Source organism: Paenibacillus sp. MAH-35 (assembly GCF_058135425.1).
In genome coordinates this window covers 155,020-173,546 of sequence record NZ_JBYUPU010000013.1, presented here as the reverse complement: position 1 = coordinate 173,546, position 18,527 = coordinate 155,020, and the positions used below count along the sequence as shown (strand labels likewise).

The window sequence follows — 18,527 nt, the reverse complement described above, 5'->3', positions numbered from 1 at the left end:
TTTGGCTGGAGTTATCCTTTTTGGCTAACTGCCAGCAAAATAGACTGTTAAATAAAGTAATTAAAAGCATATTTAACTAAAATAATGCGAACCGACATACTATGGTAGAGTCTTTGCAACGCTAGTGTGGTTAGGAGCTCTTATTTGGAGGGGAAACGCGGAATCGGGGGAAGCCCGGCGGAATAAGAGCCTCAAATCGCTCCTATTTAGCATCGAAACGGAAATTTCGGTGAAATAGAGGTGGTGAAAGGCTCTTATTTGTCCCTGCCCCCGCCCCCCAACCGCAAACCGGCCTCCCCCCCCCGATCGCGACTGCCGGTGCCAGGTGCCGGAGCACGCTCGCTGCCGACTGTTCAACCCAAACGGCTACCGGCATGCCCGAGCCGAGAGTCCGCTTGACCTCCAACTACCTTCCGACTGAGTCCAACTGTCACGAGCCTAGTCGGCAGCGGGCGGCTTCGGAAACGAAAGCCGGAACGTAGTGCCCATTCCCGGCTCGCTGACCGCGTCGGCTGTGCCGCCGTGGGCTTCCGTCAATTGCCTGACGATGAATAAACCAAGGCCGGACTCCCCTTTGTCTTTGGAGCGGGAAGGGTCGCCTCTGTAATAACGCTCGAACATCCGCTCCTGCTCTTCCTTCGACATGCCCTTGCCCTGATCGCGAATTTCCAGGACGACAGCTTCCGCGGTTTCCGAGCCGATCAGGCGAATGGTACCGAAATCGGAAAACTGGATCGCGTTTTTCACGACATTCATCGTGATTTGGATGAGCCGGTCATAGTCGCCGTATAGGGTAAGCTCGTCCGGGCAGTCGATGTGCAGGCGAATGTTTTTCTCCGCGGCTACAATAGCGAGCGTCTCGGCTACGATTTCGAATAGGTCCCATACGCGGCATACCGCTGGGCGCAGGGTGATTTGTCCGGTTTCCAGCTTCTCGACGTCGGTCAGCTCGTTGACCAGCCGGATAAGCCGTCTCGTCTCGGCTTCGATGATCGCGTACGCCTTCTGCTCCTCACCCGGCGAGACTTTGCCGTGCCTCAGTCCTTCAGTAATGCCACGGACGGAAGTAAGCGGCGTACGAAGCTCATGCATAACGTCGGACAGAAACTGCCGCCGCCTCGTCTCCGCCAACCCTTGCTTACCGGATGCCTGCTCCAGCACGGACGCCATCCCATTAAACTCGCGCTCCAGATCGCCGAGCTCGTCTGCACGGGTAACGCCCAGTCGGGTCTCGTACCGCCCGGCGGCTATCGAACCGGCCGCTTGCCGGATCGTCCGGACGGCGCTGCTCATGCCTCGTGACAAGCGGAACATGATAAGCAGCGACAACACGAGGACGGCTCCCACCGCGTAGACGAAAAATTGCAGCATGGAGCTAACTATAGCATCGATCTCTTTGACCGGCGAGAGAGCAAATATGACGACATCCTCGTTATGAAACTTGGACGGCACTGCGCTGGAGGCCACTAGCAGGGGGGCGGGAGTCGATTGGCCGATCCGAAACGTTGCCCCATTGTTTCCCGGCCACAAGTGATTGCGGAGCTCGTCCAACATAGTACGTTCCCGCGCTTCCGGCGTCATCGTCTCCGCTATTCCCTCGAGCCGATCTCCCTGTCGATTCATCACGATCACCGATATATTCCGCTCGCTCCATAAGATCAGGTCTTGCATCAGCTTTGGGGAGGGGGCTTCCTCGTGCTGCAACAGCCGTCCGACGAACCGGGAATAGCCTACCAGTTCCTCCGTTTTGTAAGGATACAGAAGCCGGTTTTTGGCGTAGGAAGCAAAGCCTGCCCCGAGCATAGCCAGCAGCAGGGAAGCGACAAGCAGATAACTGATGAATGGGCGCTGGAAAAACGTAAATTTATACCGGGAAAACAACCGCTTCATCCTTTACTCCTCCAACTTGTAGCCGATTCCCCAAACGGTACTGACCCATTGACGCTCCTTCGTGGCAATTTTGTCGCGCAGCCTTTTGATATGTACGTCTACGGTACGGTCTTCCCCGTAATAATCGATCCCCCAGACGTTCTCGATCAGTTGTTCCCGGGTAAATACTTTTTTCGGATGTTTGGCGAACAGCAGGAGCAGCTCAAATTCTTTCGGAGTTAAGTTGGCGACAAGCTCTCCCCGAATCGTCACCTCCCGGGTGTGCGTATCGATGGCAAGCTCCTTGTACCGGATCGCTTGGCTCTCGTCGTGCGGCTCTTCTCCAGGCTCTGCCCCCGCTCCCGCCTCCGCCGCCAATCCCGCCTCGACTTCAGGCACCGGCGAAGGCGCTGCCGCCTTATAACGCCTCAAAACCGCCTTTATCCGTGCGATCAGCTCCAGCGGACTGAACGGTTTGGTCACGTAATCGTCCGCGCCTAGCTCCAGACCGGTTATCCGGTCTTTCTCGGCGGTTTTGGCGGTAAGCAGGATAACAGGGGTGTCGGACCGGCTGCGGAGCTCCGCGCACAGCTGCAAGCCGTCCCGTCCCGGCAGCATCCAGTCCAGCAGCACAAAGTCCCAGTTTCTCTCCCGAAGCAGCTTCTCCGCTTCATGGCCGTCATGAACGTATTCGGCTTGTATATGTTCTTTCTCCAAAAACAACCGGAGCATTTCACAGACGGATGGGTCATCCTCGGCAACGAGCAGCTTCATCCAGCACCTCCGTATCCGGAACCGCAAGTTCGGAAAAGATAAAAAGATCGATACATTGTATTAAACATGAACCGTTCGGACCCACACTTTGGCAGCGAGGGGATTACTAGGAATCGGCCCGGCCGGTAATAAAGAGCCTGTCCAATGGTAGATAGTCATGAACTGTATCAACGTTGTTACAATATGTAACAATTCCAGCATATTCGGTTGAGGGCCCAGATGCAAGAAGCAAAAGGACTAGGATTTGCCGATCGCGACATAAAAAGCCGCCTGTCGGTTGGCGACAAGCGGCTGACGGTCAGTCCATATGGTTTTTTAACGTATCAACCAGTTGATGCTGAATATCCTCTCCGCAATGCTGCCATATAATCTCGAACAAAACGCCGAGTCCGGGCAATGCCTTGTCGTCACCGCCGATCGATCCTTCGATCACTTCGTACAGTTCGTCCTCCGACTTCCCGTGAACACGCTGAATGATGGCTTGCCGTAAGCTTAAGATCATAATCGGACCTCCGGTTTCATCGTATTCCGTTTACTAATATGTGCACTTGGTCCGGTGTTCATGTATCGACCGGCAGGAGTCCGGTACGGAATGCGCGGTGCTGACGGCACTGTGGTATAATAATACATGCACAAAGGGACGGGGGAGGAACTGAACGATGAAACAGAAGCAATACGCCGTAATTGGAATGGGGCGCTTCGGCACCAGCATCGCCAAATCGCTGTACGATCTCGGCTACGAAGTGCTGGCCCTGGATTCGAACGAGCAGCGGATGCAGGAAGTTTCCGCTATGGTGACGCATGCCGTTCAAGCCGATTCCACCGATGAGGAGGCGCTGCGGGCGCTCGGTATCCGCAATTTTGACGTCGTCGTCGTAGCGATCGGCGAAGATATACAATCGAGTATTTTGACTACGCTCATTCTAAAAGATATGGGAGTGCCGCTGCTCGTGGTCAAAGCGCGCAACGAGCTGCACGGCAAAGTGCTCAAAAAAATCGGCGCAGACAAAGTCGTATTCCCGGAACGGGATATGGGACTTCGGGTGGCGCACCATTTAGTGTCCCCGAACATCCTTGATTTTATCGAGCTGTCCGACGATTACAGCATCGTGGAGCTGAAGGCGTCCTCGACGATGATCGGCAAAAATTTGCGCGAGCTGGACATCCGGGCCAAGTATGGCTGCAACGTGATGGCGCTGAAGACGGGGCTTAAAATGAACATTTCGCCCAATGCGGAAGATATGATCAAGGAAGACGACATTCTGGTCGTCGTCGGCCAAAACAATCAGCTGCGTGTGCTGGAACGGGCGTTTGCCTAATAAGGAGTCGTGTAGGTACTGATGAAACAGCTTAAAATCGAATCGGTGCAAAATCCCCGCGTCAAGTTGTGGGCCCAATTGCTGGACAAAAAAGGACGGGACAAGCAGGGGCTTTATCTTATCGAGGGCATTCATCTCGTTCAGGAGGCGCTGCGATATGATGCGGGTGTGGAGACGATTCTCTATTCGGAAGAGCGCGGCCTTCCGGCCGAGATCTCCTCGTGCCTGAACGACGGGATGCCGGTGGAGCGAATCGCCGTCACAGAGCAGGTGCTCCTCAAATGCTCGGACGCCCAGACTCCCCAGCCGGTCATCGGCATCGTCCGCAAATCGGCGAAGACGATAGAGCAACTGCTCACAAGTCCGGAGAGCCTCGTCGTCGTCGTCGACGGCGTACAGGACCCGGGCAACCTCGGGACGATTATCCGCTCGGCGGATACGGTAGGGGCTACGGGCGTTGTGCTCGGCAAAGGGACGGTCGATTTGTATAATCCGAAAACGGTCCGGTCGACGATGGGATCGATGTTCCATGTGCCGGTCGTGGAAGCGGAGCTGCTGCCGCTGCTCGATCTCGCCAGATCCCGGGGCATTCAGCTCGTGGGCACAAGTTTGCAGGCGAGCCGCTCCTGCTACGATACGGATCTAACGGTCCCGACCTGGATCATCCTCGGTAACGAAGGCAAAGGCGTCTCGGCAGAGGTGGCCGCCCAGGTCGATACCGGAGTGATTATCCCGATGAAGGGCCGGTCCGAATCGCTGAACGTGGCGATGGCGGCTACCGTATTGTTGTTTGAGGCGATGCGGCAGCGGGGCTTTAACAAAACAATAATTCCTGTCCAATCCTCAAATAACTGTCCCTGAATAAAAATAACTGTCCAACAACACACCAAAGACTGGAAACCGCACGGGCTTTTCCCCAAGCGTTTCTCCAGTCTTTTTTCATCCGCCGCGGCGATCAAAAGCAGGGATTTCTCTATTGGATCCCGAATATCTATCCAAGCAGAATCCCAAGCATATCAAGGGTCCAGGAAATACAGGGAAGGCTTTTCTCCAGTTTTTCCTCAAGCTCTTACTCGGATTTTAAACCCCTGATCCCAGCTTTTCTCTGCACTTAACCTGCCCTTCTGGACACGAATTTTTATCTCGTTTCGGTCACAATTGAACCAGTTCTCTTCCAGTTTTGCACCCTAGAAACCTGACATGACAAGGACAGAAATTTTTAACCCAGAATTGCAGGAGAAGCCTTGTGGGGCAAGGGATTGAGGCATGTTGGGGGAGGGCAAAATCGGAGACGGTAATTTTTATTTGGTTACAAAGTAGCAGAGATTTGGGGAGATTGGGTTGGGAAGACCTGAATTTTGTATTGGGTGGGGAACGCAAGGTATAATTAAATAATGAACAGGTTAAGAAAAGGGCGGTTACATGTTGCATCTCCCAAAAGATTACTTGGACGATCTTTTAGTTCGAATGACACATCATTCTTCCGCGATCGAGAATAATACCATCACACTTAGCGAAGCCATTTCCATCCTTCTGCATCGCACGATTCCTGGCAAAATTTCTGTGCGTGAATTTTACGAGATCGAAAACCATCGGATGGCTTTCAACTATATTATCGAGCATATTGATCAAGAGCTTACGATATCTATGGTCCACGATGTTCATTCAATTCTGATGGATCGACTTCACCACGAGAGAGGACAATTCAAGTCTCAGGAAAATGCGATTGTAGGGGCGAGTTTCCAGACTGCCTCTCCAACAGAAACGCCTTCCATCATGCATCAGTGGCTTGAAAATCTGAACGATGCAACAAGCCAAATCTCCACATGAAATCATCGCTTCAGTCTGTTCCAGTCATATCGAATATGAGCGTATCCATCCATACGCAGATGGAAATGGTCGAACAGGTCGATTGCTCATGATGCATCTGTTGTTGCAAAATAAAATTGTACCTCTTGTAATTCAAAAAGAAAATAAGCACGAATATTTCCAATTTCTTGAAAATCAAGATGCTCAGGGATTTGCGGCTTATGCCGTTACAACCATAGAGAAAGAGCAACAGCGATATAATGCATTTTTTAACTCGCTCCCAAAGGTGTAATTATTGCATCCACTTGGATGATTTCTGTTGCCTAACAGTTAGATCTTTTCTTGTTGAGTGAATCAATTTAATAAATCGAAAGCCTTACTGGGCTTGAAATTTTAAGTGTTTAGTACCACTACCACACACTAGAGAGAGAAAGGAAGAACTCCAGATGTATATATAGTATTCGACATACAACCATGAACGCATTCATTCATCAATCGGATACAGCACGCCATCTGATTTTGAATGCCAGTACTACTTTAATACATTAAATCATTAAATTCTGTGTCTACTATCTTGACAGAGGTTCAAAGATAACAAAAGTAAATAAAACACGGATTTTATTAGATTGGAATGATAACATGAATTTAATGGAACTAAGAATACCACAAGGTTTCGCTATTTATTATAATAGGTTTTATGATGTTGAACCGATATCAGACCCCAATGAAGATGATTTCTTGACAAATTGGACATTCTTTACACAAGACCTACTTCAAATAAGTAAAATGGAACTTGAAAAAGGGAGTTGGAATGTACCTAAAGATGAAAATAGAAGGATACATATTGTTTTAGGGTGGTATCCAGATTCAAGAGCGAGCGGCGAGTATGGATTAGCAATCACTAATGGGAAATGGGATACGCTAATGGAAATTAGTTCAAGGGATAGGTTTGAGATAAAACAGACGCTTGAAAAATGGTTAGAAAAGTTGAACGAAGATCAGAATTATTTAAAAAATGGTTGATGTTTAAGTTGACTTATCTTTAGAGGAAAAAAGGTTGAAGCCATTTAGAAGTAAAAAGGCTCAAAAAGTAGCTGCTTAACTTCAATTTTCAAAAAAAACGATGTTTATATTCGGTTGAGCGGATCACTGAGAAAATGATTTATGAAATTGATTCGAGTATTAAAAGTTGTATAAAAGCTGAGCAGATTCAGGGTCAATTTCCCCCGACATTTGCTCGGCTTTTCTTTTTGGGGCAGGGGCGGGAGATTGGGGGAAGGCAGGAGAAAGCGGGAGAAAGCAGGTTTATTCTCGAATCATATCTCAGAGGCTTTTATCAGACGTTTCAGGGCTTCTCAGGCGTTGGAATGGGTCTGACTGAATATATCGGTGCGGCAGAGCCGCTTGGTTAATGAGAGAGCCACTTTGTTAAGGAAATAGAGCCAGCTTGTTAATAAGGAGAGCCATCATTATTTTGATGGCCCCCGATTATTATCAACTATCATGTCTCGATAGTGGAATGACCTGGTTGTAACTTATGATACGGTTCATTGTAATATATCCAAGCACATAGTACGTTTTGACCACAAAGTTTACATCAATATATAGGGTGAGCATAACCATCCTACATCTTCACATAAAGAGTCTAGTCCACCTATCCATTATTTGTTATTATATTTTTTTGAGAAAATATGATTTGAGGAGGAATGCCTTACATGAAAATGAATGTACTTGATAAAGGGTATGTTAGACTTGTAGACCATATGGGTGGGGATTTATCCGTTGTAAATAGTGCAAGGGTTTCCTATGCAAAAGAATCAAAGGAACTTACACCTAACGATGTTAAGCTTATCAAGTTTCTAGCAAGGGAAGATCATATATCCCCATTCCGTCATGCTACTATTCAATTTGAAGTTTACGCCCCCCTTATGGTAGCAAGGCAACATTGGAAGTACGTAGTTGGAAGTGACCACACAATGGATGCTTGGAATGAAGCTTCTAGAAGATACATAACGATTGATGTAGAAAATTATGTTCCTAACCCAACTGATTGGCGAAGTAAGCCAGAGAACTCTAAGCAAGGAAGCGGAGAGCCTGTAACTGATACAGTCGGTCTTGAAGCCACACAAAGATTACTTCGTCAGATTGAACAAGGGCTAAAGGATTACGAGTGGGCATTAGAGAATAGTATCGCTCCTGAACAAGCACGTCTGCTTATCCCTTCAGCTTATGGAATGTACACAGCGTATTATTGGACAGCTTCACTTCAGTCTGTTTGTCACTTCCTCAATCAAAGGCTTGCTCATGACTCACAATATGAAATTCAACAATATGCTAAGGCAGTTTATGAGTTGGTAAAACCATTATTCCCCGTTTCTCTGGAAGAATTGCTCAAGTAGTTTTGTCCCTCTCTGTTCTTCAGAGGGGGCTTTTTATTTATACCTTACGGTATCGCTTCGTTTTTACTCATAGTCGCTCTCTGGATGTGCTTAGGCTATTTATTAAAGCGGTTAGCACAATATAAATATAAACCCCCCCCCACCCCACTTACATCATCAGACCGCCTACAGGGCTTCTAGGGGTGCGTTGGTGTCCTGTTCGAGCGATTGATGAAATTCAAGAGCAGAAGCATAAAGACGGGCTTGTTTGCCCGCATTGCAAAAACCATTCTGTCGTCCGCTTTGGAAAGTACGCTGTAAAAACACGCACTGGAGAGGTTAAACGTCAATGTTACAGTTTTAAGTCCTGTCGCCAAACGTTCAATGACCTTACGAACACTCCTCTGCAACGAACGAGGCGACCTCATATGTGGGTTCGTTTTATTGAATGCATGATTGAGGGCTTTTCTCCGAGAAAATGTGCAGAGCAGTTAAACGATGAAGTCACGCATGTCACCTTGTTTTACTGGCGGCATAAGATTCTCTCTGCTCTAAAACAGATTTCCAACAGAAGCATTTCAAGATATTGTTGAGATGGATGAGACTTACTTTCTATACTCGGAAAAGGGTAAGCGAAATACACTGAACGCAAGCCACGTAAACTTGGCGGCAAAGCGAAATATCGCGGTATAAGCCACGATCAAGTGTGCGTGCTGGTTGCCCGTGACCGTCAGAAAATGTCATACTCTGGCGTACTTGGGCGTGGGCGTATTCGGACTACAAAATTAGACGAAGCGATTGGTGGTCATCTATCTGACTCAAACGTGCTATGTACTGATTCATGGAGGGCATTTAGCTCCTATGCGAATTCAAAAGGCTCGGCTCATTACCGCTTCAAGTCCGACGGAAAACAACGTGTGAAAGGCGTGTACCATATCCAAAACGTAAACAGCTACCACAGCCGCTTGAAGAAATGGTTGGATCGCTTCAATGGTGTTGTAACAAAGTATTTGCAGAATTACTTGGCGTGGTTTCGTTACTTAGACAGCAAGGAATATGAGAATACCGCATCGAATAAGAAAAATATGTTGGTCAAATCGTGCCTGTTTTCTGTGACCGACACGAACACCAAACTTCGGCTTTCTGCTTATTCTTGTTAAGCTAACTGGTAGTTTAGTTATATCAATTCTCTTTGTTATACTTGGTCTATATAATTAGAGAGGGGAAAAGAAATGGGAATAAGATTAGCAACTAAAAATGAACTCCAATGGGTAAATGAACAGTATCAGAAAATAGGCTTTGTGCCGAGTAATTTAGAAAGTGAAACAATTGCAATAGTTACATATAAGGATAAATTTGCAGGCGTTGGAAGGATAGTTTATCTTAATGAAGAAGAGGCTGAAATTGGCGGTATATATATATTGGATGAGTTCAGAGGACTATCGCTTGCAAATGAGTTAGTTGATTACTTGGTAAAGGAAACTAAAAAAAATAATTTAAAAGAAGTGTACTGTCTACCATTTGAAGAGTTAAAGCATTTTTATGGGAAATTTGGTTTTGAAGAATTTGACTATGAGGGCAAACAAATTAACAATCATATATTAAAGAAGTTTCAATGGTGTTTAGACAACTATGAAAAGAAGGTTTTATTACTTAAATTATAATACTTCTTCTTCAAGTAACGGGCACGATAGAATAAACCGCCTTTTCAACGAAGGCGGTTTTCTTATGGTCAAATATCAACAATAGAATTTAACATAGCCAAATATTTTAAAGCAGCCGAGATGATAAGGCATTTATTCCTGATTCACTCGGCCTATTCTATTTAAAGAGTTTTGACAATAGATCTGCATCTTCCTCGGAAATAGAATTCTCATGAGGAATTTCTGGCTGGAGCAACGTCTGAGTTATTGTAGTCTGACCGTTTAGAATCTCGGCTACGATTTTCCTTACTTCTTCATGCGAAATGGACGAATACCTACCGCCGCTGATGTATGCCTCTAGAGCTTTTGCAATGAAATCACTTTTATTTGAAATCCTCATCAAATATTCAAAAATGTGCCGATGCTCTTTCCTAAAAGAAATGGATAAACGATTACGATTTCTCATGGTGCTTTGCCTCCAAGATTATAAGAAAGGACAACACATTTGAAAATTGAGCGTTATCAGAAATAGCGGCGGCAGGAAATTCTTTAATAAGGTTCTCTTTCAGTAATATTGAACCTCCACCAACAAAGATCAATTCAGTATTTGCGAAAAAGCTGACTTTTCGGCTTCGTGCAAAATTAAAGATTTCTTTGACGTGGTCCTCCATCAATTGATCAACGATTTGTTTGCTTTCCTCCATCTTCTCCCCATTCACGATCAAGCATTTGTCTCGATAAATTGCTTCTACATCCGTATCGGATACAGAGAAGCCGTATTGAGTTGAAAGTTTGTCCGCCACTTTACTGCGAATTTACTGATTTCTTGAGAAACTTTGGTGAGAGTAAAAGACACAAAATTCTATATGGGACGGGGAACGTTGACATGGAAAATATTCAAAATAATTACTCTGCTCCACCAGATGTAAGGTTGTTAAATAAACTTGGAGCAAAAATTGATTATACTGTAGTGAATTCAAAAAAATATATAGATAACTGATTTCTATGAAAAATATAATTGACGGATAAGGCAATCAGTCTCTTCTGTTTAACAAATAAATAATTCCTGTCCAAGCCCCAAATAACTGTCTCTAGATAAAAATTAGTGACCAAACAAGACTAAAGACTGGAAAATGCACGGGCCTTTCCCCAAGCGTTTCTCCAGTCTTTTTTCGTCCGCCGCGGCGATCAAAAGCAGGGATTTCTCTATTGGATCCCGAATAGCTATTCAAGCAGAAACCAGGCTGTTCAAGGGTTTATGGGTTGTGGGGAAGGCTTTTCTCAAGCTTTTCCTCAAGCTCTTACCATGGTTTTTAGAGCACATGATCCCAGTCTCTCACCTGTCCTTTAACCTGCCCTTCTGGACACGAATTTTTATCTCGTTTCGGTCACAATTGAACCAGTTCTCTTCCAGTTTTGCACCTCCGAAACCTGACATGACAAGGACAGAAATTTTTATCCCAGAATTGCAGGAGAAGCCTTGTGGGGCAAGGGATTGAGGCATGTTGGGGGAGGGCAAAATCGGAGACGGTAATTTTTATTTGGTTACAGGGGCGATCGGCCCGGACCCGCCTAATATATCTCCACGAACCTTCCGGTTCGAAACTCAGGGCAGCTGCTAACGAGCGGCTGTCTTTTGTTTTTCCTTGCATTTACAAATCCTTCAACCCGGTTTTACACAGGGGAAATGCTGAACATGTAAACTATACAGATTCAACCGAACTGATCGAAGGTGGATTCGATTCCGCAGCTTACAGACGGGAACATGCAGAAGGGGGAACGGATCATGTCCAAAATTTTGCTGAATCATGTGTACAAGTATTACGGCAAGGAGAAGCAGGCTGTCGTCAAAGACTTTCATCTCGAAATCGGGGACAAGGAGTTTATCGTATTCGTCGGGCCGTCCGGCTGTGGCAAATCGACTACGCTGCGAATGATTGCGGGGCTGGAGGAGATCAGCCGCGGCGAGATTTATATCGATCAGGTGCTGGTTAATGACCTTCCCCCGAAAGACCGCGATATCGCGATGGTATTTCAAAACTACGCCTTGTATCCAAATATGACGATCTACGAAAATATCGCCTTCGGGTTAAGGCTTCGCAAACAGCCGAAACATGAAATCGATACGGCCGTCAAACGCGCGGCGCGGGTGCTCGGGATCGAAAGCTTCCTGGAGCGCAGACCGAGCCAGCTGTCCGGAGGACAACGTCAGCGGGTCGCACTCGGGCGGGCGATCGTGCGTAATCCGCAAGTGTTTCTGCTCGATGAGCCGCTGTCCAATCTGGACGCCAAGCTTCGGGTGCAGATGCGGGCCGAATTGATCCGCCTTCATAAGCAGCTCGGGGCGACGACGATTTACGTGACTCACGATCAAACCGAAGCGATGACGATGGCGAGCCGGATCGTTGTGATGAAGGATGGAGTCATCCAGCAGGTGGATACGCCGGAGGAAGTGTACAACAATCCGTCCAACTTGTTTGTGGCCAGCTTTATCGGATCGCCGTTAATGAATTTTATCGAAGGCCGGCTGCAGACGCATAACGGGAAGCTGGAATTTCACACAGACAAGTTTGTACTTGAACTGTCCGCGCCTAAAGCCGGACACGATTCCTCTAAGCCGCTGATCGGCAAAAGGGTTACGCTGGGTATTCGTCCGGAGCATGTAAGTGTGGACCCGATCCGGGCGGAGCGGCATCCCGAGGCGACGATCAGCGGCATCTTCCTCCAGGACGAGCTGATGGGGGCGGACCGCTTTGTGTATCTCGATATCGGGATGCCCAGCCTGCTAGTCGTGCGGACAAGCCCGTCCAACCGTTATGAGCCGGATTACCATGTGGCGGTATCGCTGGATAGGGAGCATGTCCTCTTCTTCGACACCGGCACCGGAGAGCGGATACGGTAGAGGGAAAATAACTATTGCATCCTTGATAAATGAAAAAAGACTGTATCCCGGGACGTACGTTACGGGGTACAGTCTTTTGGCGTTCAGCCGGATCAATAGATCACATACAGCATAATCCCGATCCCGATGATACCGGCGATTACATAAAAGGAAGTCAGCCGGACCATGTTGCCGCTCGTTCTTTTTTCGTATTCGGGATTGCCGTCCCGGTTTTGTTTGGATATCCCGACCAAGATCGTAGCGACAGCGGACAAGATTATGAAAAAGATGATTAAGGCAGCGTAAATCGCCATAGGATCACCTGCTTTATCGGATTTGGTACGTTTAGAGTAACAGGGGACAATGCTCCTGTAACCATCCATTTGGCCGGTAATCGGACCATCCACTTGCCAAAGTGGCGCAAAATCGGATCGGCAGGTTGACATCGAGTGTAAATGCTACTATGATGAATATATACCCCTACATGTATAAGTATAATATTTGAGGAGGAATGGAATATGGCGACGATGCCTATTACCGATAACAACTACGCAAAGGTTATTCAGAACAACAAGCTGGTCCTGATCGATTTCTGGGCGCCGTGGTGCGGACCTTGTCGGATGATCGCTCCGATCCTCGAGCAATTGTCGGAGGAAGTGGGGGACGCCGCCGTCATTGCCAAGCTGAACGTCGACGAGAACCCGACTGGTGCGGTTCGTTACAGCATCCAGGGGATACCGACGATGATTTTGTTCCGGAACGGAGTCGAGGTCGAACGCTTTGTCGGCGTACAACCGCTCCAGGTTCTTAAAAATGCCGTTATGAGACATGCCTGACCGTAATTTTTTTTGACGGAATTGATACCCATGGGGGTATGTATTCCTTTATAGAGAGGGGGACGAGTCATGGACGTCCAAGTCGGCTGGATCGTAACTTTATTTCTTATCGGCTTCATAGGGTCGTATATTTCGGGCATGGTCGGCATTGGAGGTTCGATCATCAAATATCCGATGCTGCTGTATATTCCACCGGCGCTCGGTTTTGCCGCTTTGACGGCTCAGGAGGTATCGGCTGTCAGTGCCGTTCAGGTGTTTTTCGCCACGTTGTCGGGGATGCTCGCCTACCGCAAGGGAGGCTTTATTAACAAAAAGCTTGTCCTTTATATGGGGATTCCGATTATCGCAGGCAGCTTTCTGGGAGGATACGGCTCGAAATTTTTGCCGGATACGGCTATTAACGTTACGTACGCCGTTATGGCGCTAGTCGCGGCTGTCATGATGTTTATGCCTAAAAAGCAGCAGGATGTCGACGATTACTCGAAGATCCGGTTTGATCCGATGCTCGCTTCCGGGTCCGCTGCGGTTGTCGGAGTTTTATCCGGGATCGTAGGGGCGGCGGGTGCTTTTATTACGGTGCCGATCATGCTGGTTTTGCTGAAAATTCCGACCCGCGTGGCGATCGCCTCGTCCCTCGCCATTACGTTTCTGTCTTCGATCGGGTCAACGGCAGGGAAAGTAATGGGCGGCCATATGCTGCTGATCCCGTCCGTGGTGATGGTGATCGCGAGCGTCATCGCTTCTCCGCTTGGCGCGAAAGCGGGAAAGAAAATGAACGTGAAGGCGCTCCAGTGGATATTGGCCGGACTGATTACGGCGACGGTCGTAAAAATATGGCTGGATCTGTTGATGGGATAACGAAAGGGGAATAATAAATCATGAGCCAAAAAGAAAAAACGACGATTGTACTGTTCAGCGGGGAGCTGGACAAGGCGATTGCCGCCTTTATTATTGCGAACGGAGCGGCCGCTTACGATCACGAGGTAACGATCTTTTGCACATTCTGGGGGTTGAATACGCTGCGGAAGGATCAGCCTGTACCGGTGAAAAAAGGTTGGCTCGAGCGGGTGTTCGGAGCGATGATGCCACGTGGGGCGAACAAGCTCGGGATGTCCAAAATGAACTTTGCCGGGATGGGCCCGAAGATGATCAAACATGTGATGAAAAAGCACAATGCGCTCTCTTTGCCGCAATTGATCGAGCTTGCCCGCGAACAAGGGGTGAAGCTGGTCGCTTGTACGATGACAATGGATTTGCTCGGCTTGCAAAAAGAGGAGCTGATGGACGAAATTGAATATGCGGGAGTCGCCGCTTATTTAGGCGATGCGTCCGACGCTAAAGTCAATTTGTTTATTTGATCGAAAGTTGGCGACAACCGGGCAGACCTCCTACCCACATCTGGTGGGCGGGAGGTTTCTGCGTTTCCGGAAGCAGACGATGTAAAAGAAAATGTTTCGCTTGACAGAAGTTAATTACTATTATACACTTACTTACGAAAAGTAATTAATGAACACCGAATAAATAATAGATCTGAAATCATATACGAAGGTGAGGAAACGAAGATGACACACAGCATATATCCGGGCACGTCCATAGGTACCGTCTATCTGAAAGTAGCCGATCTGGAGCGTTCTATTCCGTTCTACCGCGATATTATCGGCTTGAAGGTGCTCCGGCAGGAAGCGGATGTCGCCGAGCTGACCGCTGACGGGAAGCGGCCGCTCCTTACGCTGCGGCAAATTGCCGGCGGGCACGCGATGCCCAAGCGATCCACATCCGGCCTGTACCATTTTGCCATTCTCGTGCCGGATCGCCGGTCGCTGGGACTGTCGCTGCGCCGGCTTGTGGAACACCGCATACGAATCGGCTCCTCCGATCATTTGGTGAGCGAAGCGCTGTATCTCGACGATCCGGACGGCAACGGAATCGAAATTTATGCGGACCGTCCGAGGGATGAGTGGAAGCATCTCCCGAACGGGGATATCGCGATGGCGGTTGATCCCCTCGATCTGGACGATTTGCTGAAGGAGGCGGACGACCTGCCGTGGACCGGGCTGCATCCCGACACGACAATCGGACATATCCATCTGCACGTCTCCGACCTGAACCGGACGTGGGAATTTTACGGCGGAGTGCTCGGCTTCGATCTGGTCGCCCGGATGGGAAATGCCGCATTGTTCGTCTCGGCCGGCGGTTATCACCATCATATCGGCTTGAATGTGTGGGCCGGAGTAGGGGCACCGACGCCTCCCGATCATGCGGTAGGATTATCGTATTACGATATCGTAATTCCGGATCGGCAAGAGCTCGAAGCGACCGTAAACCGGGTGCGAAGCGCAGGGATACCGGTGCAGGAGCACGACGGAGGCTGGATGCTGAAGGACCCTTCAGGCATCGGAATCAGATTGACGGCCGGAGAGTAAATATTTCCACATATTCGCCATGTTCCCGTTGACAAAGAGAAGTAGTTCACTTAAGATAATATTGTTACGAAACATAAGTAAATAAATTATAATAAGTTAGTGAACAATATGAGGAGGATTTTGATTATGTCGAAGACGAACTGGGCGATTGACCCGACTCACAGCAGCATTGACTTCTCGGTTAAACATATGATGATTGCCAACGTAAAAGGCTCATTCCATAAATTTGAGGCGACGGTAGAAGCAGACCCGCAAGACCTTACTACAGCCAGCATCGAATTTACAGTGGACATAAGCAGCATCGACACCCGCAACGCAGACCGCGACGCGCACCTGCGCTCCCCGGATTTCTTCGACGCGGAGAAGTATCCGAGCATTACGTTTAAGTCGACCGGCATCGTAGCGAAGGACGACGGCGAATATGACGTTACCGGCGACTTGACGATCCATGGCGTTACCCGTCCTGAGACGTTCCTCGTAACGTTCGAAGGAGCCGGCAAAGACCCTTGGGGCAATGAGAAAGCAGGCTTCAGCGGCAAAGGCAAAATCAAGCGCAGCGACTACGGCCTGACTTACAATGCCGTACTGGAAGCGGGCGGCGTGCTGATCGGGGACGATATCAAAATCTCGATCGATATCGAAGGCGTAAAAGCGTAACAAGGAAAGGCTATCTGGCAGGCGGCGATTCGGTGAACCCGGTCGCCGTTTTATTTATGGTTGACATACCCACGGGGGGTATTGTATATTTAACTTGTGAGGTGATTCAATATGGAGCATACGATTCCGCTTGAGCACGAGACGGGATGTTGCGGGAACGAACCGGCCGGTGAGAGAAGAAGCCATCATTCGGATAAAATGAAAGCAAACCTCATCACCCGGCTGAACCGGATCGAAGGGCAGATTCGCGGAGTCAAAGGGCTGATCGAGAAAGATACGTACTGCGACGACGTGCTGAATCAAATCTCGGCCATCCAGTCGGCGCTTGGCAGTGTCGGCAAGCTGCTCCTCGAAGGACACCTGAAAAGCTGTGTCGTCGACAAAATCCAGGCCGGCGATCCGGATATTATTGACGAGCTGCTCGTCACCGTTAATAAACTGATGAAATAAACTACTAATCAGGAGGAATCCGTCATGCAAAACGTTACTTTAAAAGTCGAAGGTATGTCCTGCAATCATTGTGTCAATTCGATAGAGGGCGCCATGAAAACGATCGGAGCTACCGCCAAGGTAGATCTCGCCGGCAAATCGGTAACGGTCCAGTTCGACGAGTCGAAACTGTCGCTCGACACCGTGAAGGCTACGATCGAAGATCAGGGCTACGACGTCGTATAATTGTGGAATGGATACGGCATAACTGTGGGATACTAAGGGTACAGAATAGGAGCCATCAGACGGTGGCTCCCTTGTTTCTGTCAAATACATACCCCACGAGGGTATTTTTGCCTACATTAAAGGTCTGATCGATGATGAGTACTACCGGACAGTCCGCCGCCATAGCACATGCAACGATGCAAATTACCGGAATCGGAGCATCCGCTTGCTGAAGCGATTGTAGCCGATATTCAGAGCCGCGCATCTCGATGCCGGCATCCGAATCGTTCGAAGCGATTCCCGGTTACGGAATTCGTGCCGTGCTGAGCCGCAAGCTGAGCCAGGTCTGGTTCACCCGCACAACGTTTGCGCTGCTGCTGGCGACCGGTCTGCAGGCGGCTTTATCAGGGATGTAAGAGCTCACCGGACCTACAACCGGTTAGTCTGACGATAGCGCGAAGGCGGCATCCCCATCTTGGCCGAGAAGGCCCGGCTGAAATAAAAGCCGTTGTCGTACCCGCAGCGGCGGGCGATATCGTCAAGCGTCAAGTCGGTCTCGACCAGCAGCGCCCGTGCGCGGTTCAGCCGGATCGATGTCAAGTAAGCGCCCGGCGTCGTATGTTGCGAAGCGTTAAATCTGCGGGTCAGCTGGACCGGGCTTAACCCGAGCTGCCCCGCCAGCTCTTTCAGGCTAAACGGCTCATGCGCCCGCTCCCGGATGATCTGCCCGGCGTGTTCCATCAGCGGGTCCCGTTTCGCATCTCCGGACAAACGCCCCTCGCCCGCTTCCCAGCTGTACAAACGCCATATATCCTGAAGCAAATATTGCTTGCGGTTCATATAAGGCTCTTCATGGAGATCCCACACCGCCCGTAAATAATCAAAGTCGGAAAACAGCCGGTTATGGTCGCGGATCGTCACTTTTCCCGCAGGCAGTCCGGAGGGAGCGACCGTCCCGGCGCCAACGGAGCAGGCGCCCGTTTCCTCGCTGCCCGCCGGGCTCGAACCGTCTTCCAGCGAGAAGTTAAATACGAAAAAGGTTAGCGGCCGGACCACCGTACGGCCAAACGGGACGAACGGAGGACAAAACACGAGATCTCCCCGCTCCGCGATGCCTTTCTCCTCGCCGATCTCATAGCGGAACGAGCCGGATTCGACGGCGAACATCATCCACTTGTAATGGGTGTCCACCTCAAACAGAAATCGTTCCTTCTGCTTCCAATACATCACGTTGTCGGTTTTGGGGAGACACCGTTCCAGCGCCGTCGCATCCATCGCACAGTC

At 49.0% G+C, this 18,527-nt stretch carries 24 protein-coding genes and 1 pseudogene; 18 read left to right on the top strand and 7 right to left on the bottom strand.

Annotation, left to right across the window (positions count from 1 at the left end; genetic code table 11):
* Window positions 1-438: 438 nt before the first annotated feature.
* From AC3Y2E_RS16675 to sspI, 3 genes are all read right to left on the bottom strand, one after another.
* Window positions 439-1,890, bottom strand: coding sequence for a sensor histidine kinase (locus tag AC3Y2E_RS16675; protein ID WP_379212239.1), 1,452 nt, complete (start codon window positions 1,888-1,890; stop codon window positions 439-441).
* Between the two features lie 3 nt (window positions 1,891-1,893).
* Window positions 1,894-2,643, bottom strand: coding sequence for a response regulator (locus AC3Y2E_RS16670; RefSeq protein ID WP_379212237.1), 750 nt, complete (start codon window positions 2,641-2,643; stop codon window positions 1,894-1,896).
* Window positions 2,644-2,941: 298 nt separating this feature from the next.
* Window positions 2,942-3,145 carry a small acid-soluble spore protein SspI gene (gene sspI, locus AC3Y2E_RS16665; RefSeq protein ID WP_190925896.1) on the bottom strand — a complete coding sequence of 68 codons (204 nt, stop codon included), beginning with the start codon at window positions 3,143-3,145 and terminating at the stop codon, window positions 2,942-2,944.
* Between the two features lie 157 nt (window positions 3,146-3,302).
* On the opposite strand from sspI, the gene AC3Y2E_RS16660 reads away from it, so the two are divergent.
* The 9 genes and pseudogenes from AC3Y2E_RS16660 to AC3Y2E_RS16620 all read left to right on the top strand — a co-directional run bounded on the left by AC3Y2E_RS16660 (window position 3,303) and on the right by AC3Y2E_RS16620 (window position 9,813).
* Window positions 3,303-3,962, top strand: a complete 660-nt coding sequence (locus tag AC3Y2E_RS16660) for a potassium channel family protein (protein WP_379212234.1) — start codon at window positions 3,303-3,305, stop codon at window positions 3,960-3,962.
* A 21-nt stretch (window positions 3,963-3,983) separates the two neighbouring features.
* A complete protein-coding gene (locus AC3Y2E_RS16655; protein ID WP_379212231.1) occupies window positions 3,984-4,823 on the top strand; it encodes a TrmH family RNA methyltransferase in 840 nt (279 codons plus the stop codon).
* A gap of 561 nt (window positions 4,824-5,384) precedes the next feature.
* On the top strand, window positions 5,385-5,792 hold the full coding sequence (locus AC3Y2E_RS16650) for a Fic family protein (RefSeq protein WP_379212229.1): 408 nt from the start codon (window positions 5,385-5,387) through the stop codon (window positions 5,790-5,792).
* Window positions 5,767-6,063 (top strand): Fic family protein, encoded by a 297-nt coding sequence (locus AC3Y2E_RS16645; protein WP_379212227.1) that lies wholly within the window; start codon window positions 5,767-5,769, stop codon window positions 6,061-6,063. Before AC3Y2E_RS16650 ends, AC3Y2E_RS16645 begins: the two co-directional genes overlap by 26 nt.
* A gap of 347 nt (window positions 6,064-6,410) precedes the next feature.
* A complete protein-coding gene (locus tag AC3Y2E_RS16640) occupies window positions 6,411-6,794 on the top strand; it encodes a hypothetical protein (RefSeq protein ID WP_332073278.1) in 384 nt (127 codons plus the stop codon).
* 134 nt (window positions 6,795-6,928) lie between these two features.
* Window positions 6,929-7,183, top strand: coding sequence for a hypothetical protein (locus tag AC3Y2E_RS16635; protein WP_379212225.1), 255 nt, complete (start codon window positions 6,929-6,931; stop codon window positions 7,181-7,183).
* 303 nt (window positions 7,184-7,486) lie between these two features.
* The gene (gene thyX / locus AC3Y2E_RS16630; protein WP_379212222.1) at window positions 7,487-8,170 is read left to right on the top strand and encodes an FAD-dependent thymidylate synthase; all 684 of its coding nucleotides are present in this window, start codon (window positions 7,487-7,489) and stop codon (window positions 8,168-8,170) included.
* 248 nt (window positions 8,171-8,418) lie between these two features.
* A pseudogene (locus AC3Y2E_RS16625) lies at window positions 8,419-9,309 on the top strand (IS1595 family transposase); the annotation flags it as partial.
* A gap of 72 nt (window positions 9,310-9,381) precedes the next feature.
* A complete protein-coding gene (locus AC3Y2E_RS16620) occupies window positions 9,382-9,813 on the top strand; it encodes a GNAT family N-acetyltransferase (RefSeq protein WP_379212220.1) in 432 nt (143 codons plus the stop codon).
* A 157-nt stretch (window positions 9,814-9,970) separates the two neighbouring features.
* Here AC3Y2E_RS16620 and AC3Y2E_RS16615 read toward each other — a convergent pair whose 3' ends face one another.
* Window positions 9,971-10,258 (bottom strand): hypothetical protein, encoded by a 288-nt coding sequence (locus AC3Y2E_RS16615; RefSeq protein WP_379212218.1) that lies wholly within the window; start codon window positions 10,256-10,258, stop codon window positions 9,971-9,973.
* On the bottom strand, window positions 10,245-10,496 hold the full coding sequence (locus AC3Y2E_RS16610) for a hypothetical protein (RefSeq protein WP_379212216.1): 252 nt from the start codon (window positions 10,494-10,496) through the stop codon (window positions 10,245-10,247). The genes AC3Y2E_RS16615 and AC3Y2E_RS16610 overlap by 14 nt, the downstream gene beginning before the upstream one ends.
* Before the next feature lie 1,082 nt (window positions 10,497-11,578).
* On the opposite strand from AC3Y2E_RS16610, the gene AC3Y2E_RS16605 reads away from it, so the two are divergent.
* Complete coding sequence (locus tag AC3Y2E_RS16605; RefSeq protein ID WP_379212214.1) at window positions 11,579-12,694, top strand: ABC transporter ATP-binding protein; 1,116 nt, start codon at window positions 11,579-11,581, stop codon at window positions 12,692-12,694.
* A 92-nt stretch (window positions 12,695-12,786) separates the two neighbouring features.
* Here AC3Y2E_RS16605 and AC3Y2E_RS16600 read toward each other — a convergent pair whose 3' ends face one another.
* A complete protein-coding gene (locus tag AC3Y2E_RS16600) occupies window positions 12,787-12,987 on the bottom strand; it encodes a hypothetical protein (protein ID WP_379212211.1) in 201 nt (66 codons plus the stop codon).
* A 204-nt stretch (window positions 12,988-13,191) separates the two neighbouring features.
* Here AC3Y2E_RS16600 and trxA point away from each other — a divergent pair, with 204 nt between their 5' ends.
* From trxA to AC3Y2E_RS16560, 8 genes are all read left to right on the top strand, one after another.
* Complete coding sequence (gene trxA, locus AC3Y2E_RS16595) at window positions 13,192-13,509, top strand: thioredoxin (protein ID WP_379212209.1); 318 nt, start codon at window positions 13,192-13,194, stop codon at window positions 13,507-13,509.
* A 69-nt stretch (window positions 13,510-13,578) separates the two neighbouring features.
* On the top strand, window positions 13,579-14,367 hold the full coding sequence (locus AC3Y2E_RS16590) for a sulfite exporter TauE/SafE family protein (RefSeq protein ID WP_379212207.1): 789 nt from the start codon (window positions 13,579-13,581) through the stop codon (window positions 14,365-14,367).
* A gap of 20 nt (window positions 14,368-14,387) precedes the next feature.
* Entirely contained in the window at window positions 14,388-14,867 is a 480-nt protein-coding gene (locus tag AC3Y2E_RS16585) for a DsrE/DsrF/DrsH-like family protein (RefSeq protein ID WP_190925882.1), read from the top strand.
* 204 nt (window positions 14,868-15,071) lie between these two features.
* A complete protein-coding gene (locus AC3Y2E_RS16580) occupies window positions 15,072-15,932 on the top strand; it encodes a VOC family protein (RefSeq protein ID WP_379212204.1) in 861 nt (286 codons plus the stop codon).
* 126 nt (window positions 15,933-16,058) lie between these two features.
* Window positions 16,059-16,589, top strand: a complete 531-nt coding sequence (locus tag AC3Y2E_RS16575) for a YceI family protein (protein ID WP_379212202.1) — start codon at window positions 16,059-16,061, stop codon at window positions 16,587-16,589.
* Between the two features lie 111 nt (window positions 16,590-16,700).
* Window positions 16,701-17,039, top strand: a complete 339-nt coding sequence (locus tag AC3Y2E_RS16570) for a metal-sensitive transcriptional regulator (RefSeq protein WP_379212200.1) — start codon at window positions 16,701-16,703, stop codon at window positions 17,037-17,039.
* A gap of 24 nt (window positions 17,040-17,063) precedes the next feature.
* Window positions 17,064-17,264: a copper ion binding protein gene (locus AC3Y2E_RS16565; RefSeq protein ID WP_379212197.1), complete on the top strand. Its 201-nt coding sequence runs from the start codon at window positions 17,064-17,066 to the stop codon at window positions 17,262-17,264.
* A 248-nt stretch (window positions 17,265-17,512) separates the two neighbouring features.
* The gene (locus AC3Y2E_RS16560) at window positions 17,513-17,659 is read left to right on the top strand and encodes a hypothetical protein (protein ID WP_379212195.1); all 147 of its coding nucleotides are present in this window, start codon (window positions 17,513-17,515) and stop codon (window positions 17,657-17,659) included.
* Between the two features lie 13 nt (window positions 17,660-17,672).
* Here the strand turns inward: AC3Y2E_RS16560 and AC3Y2E_RS16555 are convergent, their stop codons facing one another.
* On the bottom strand, window positions 17,673-18,518 hold the full coding sequence (locus AC3Y2E_RS16555; protein WP_379212193.1) for a helix-turn-helix domain-containing protein: 846 nt from the start codon (window positions 18,516-18,518) through the stop codon (window positions 17,673-17,675).
* Window positions 18,519-18,527: the final 9 nt, after the last annotated feature.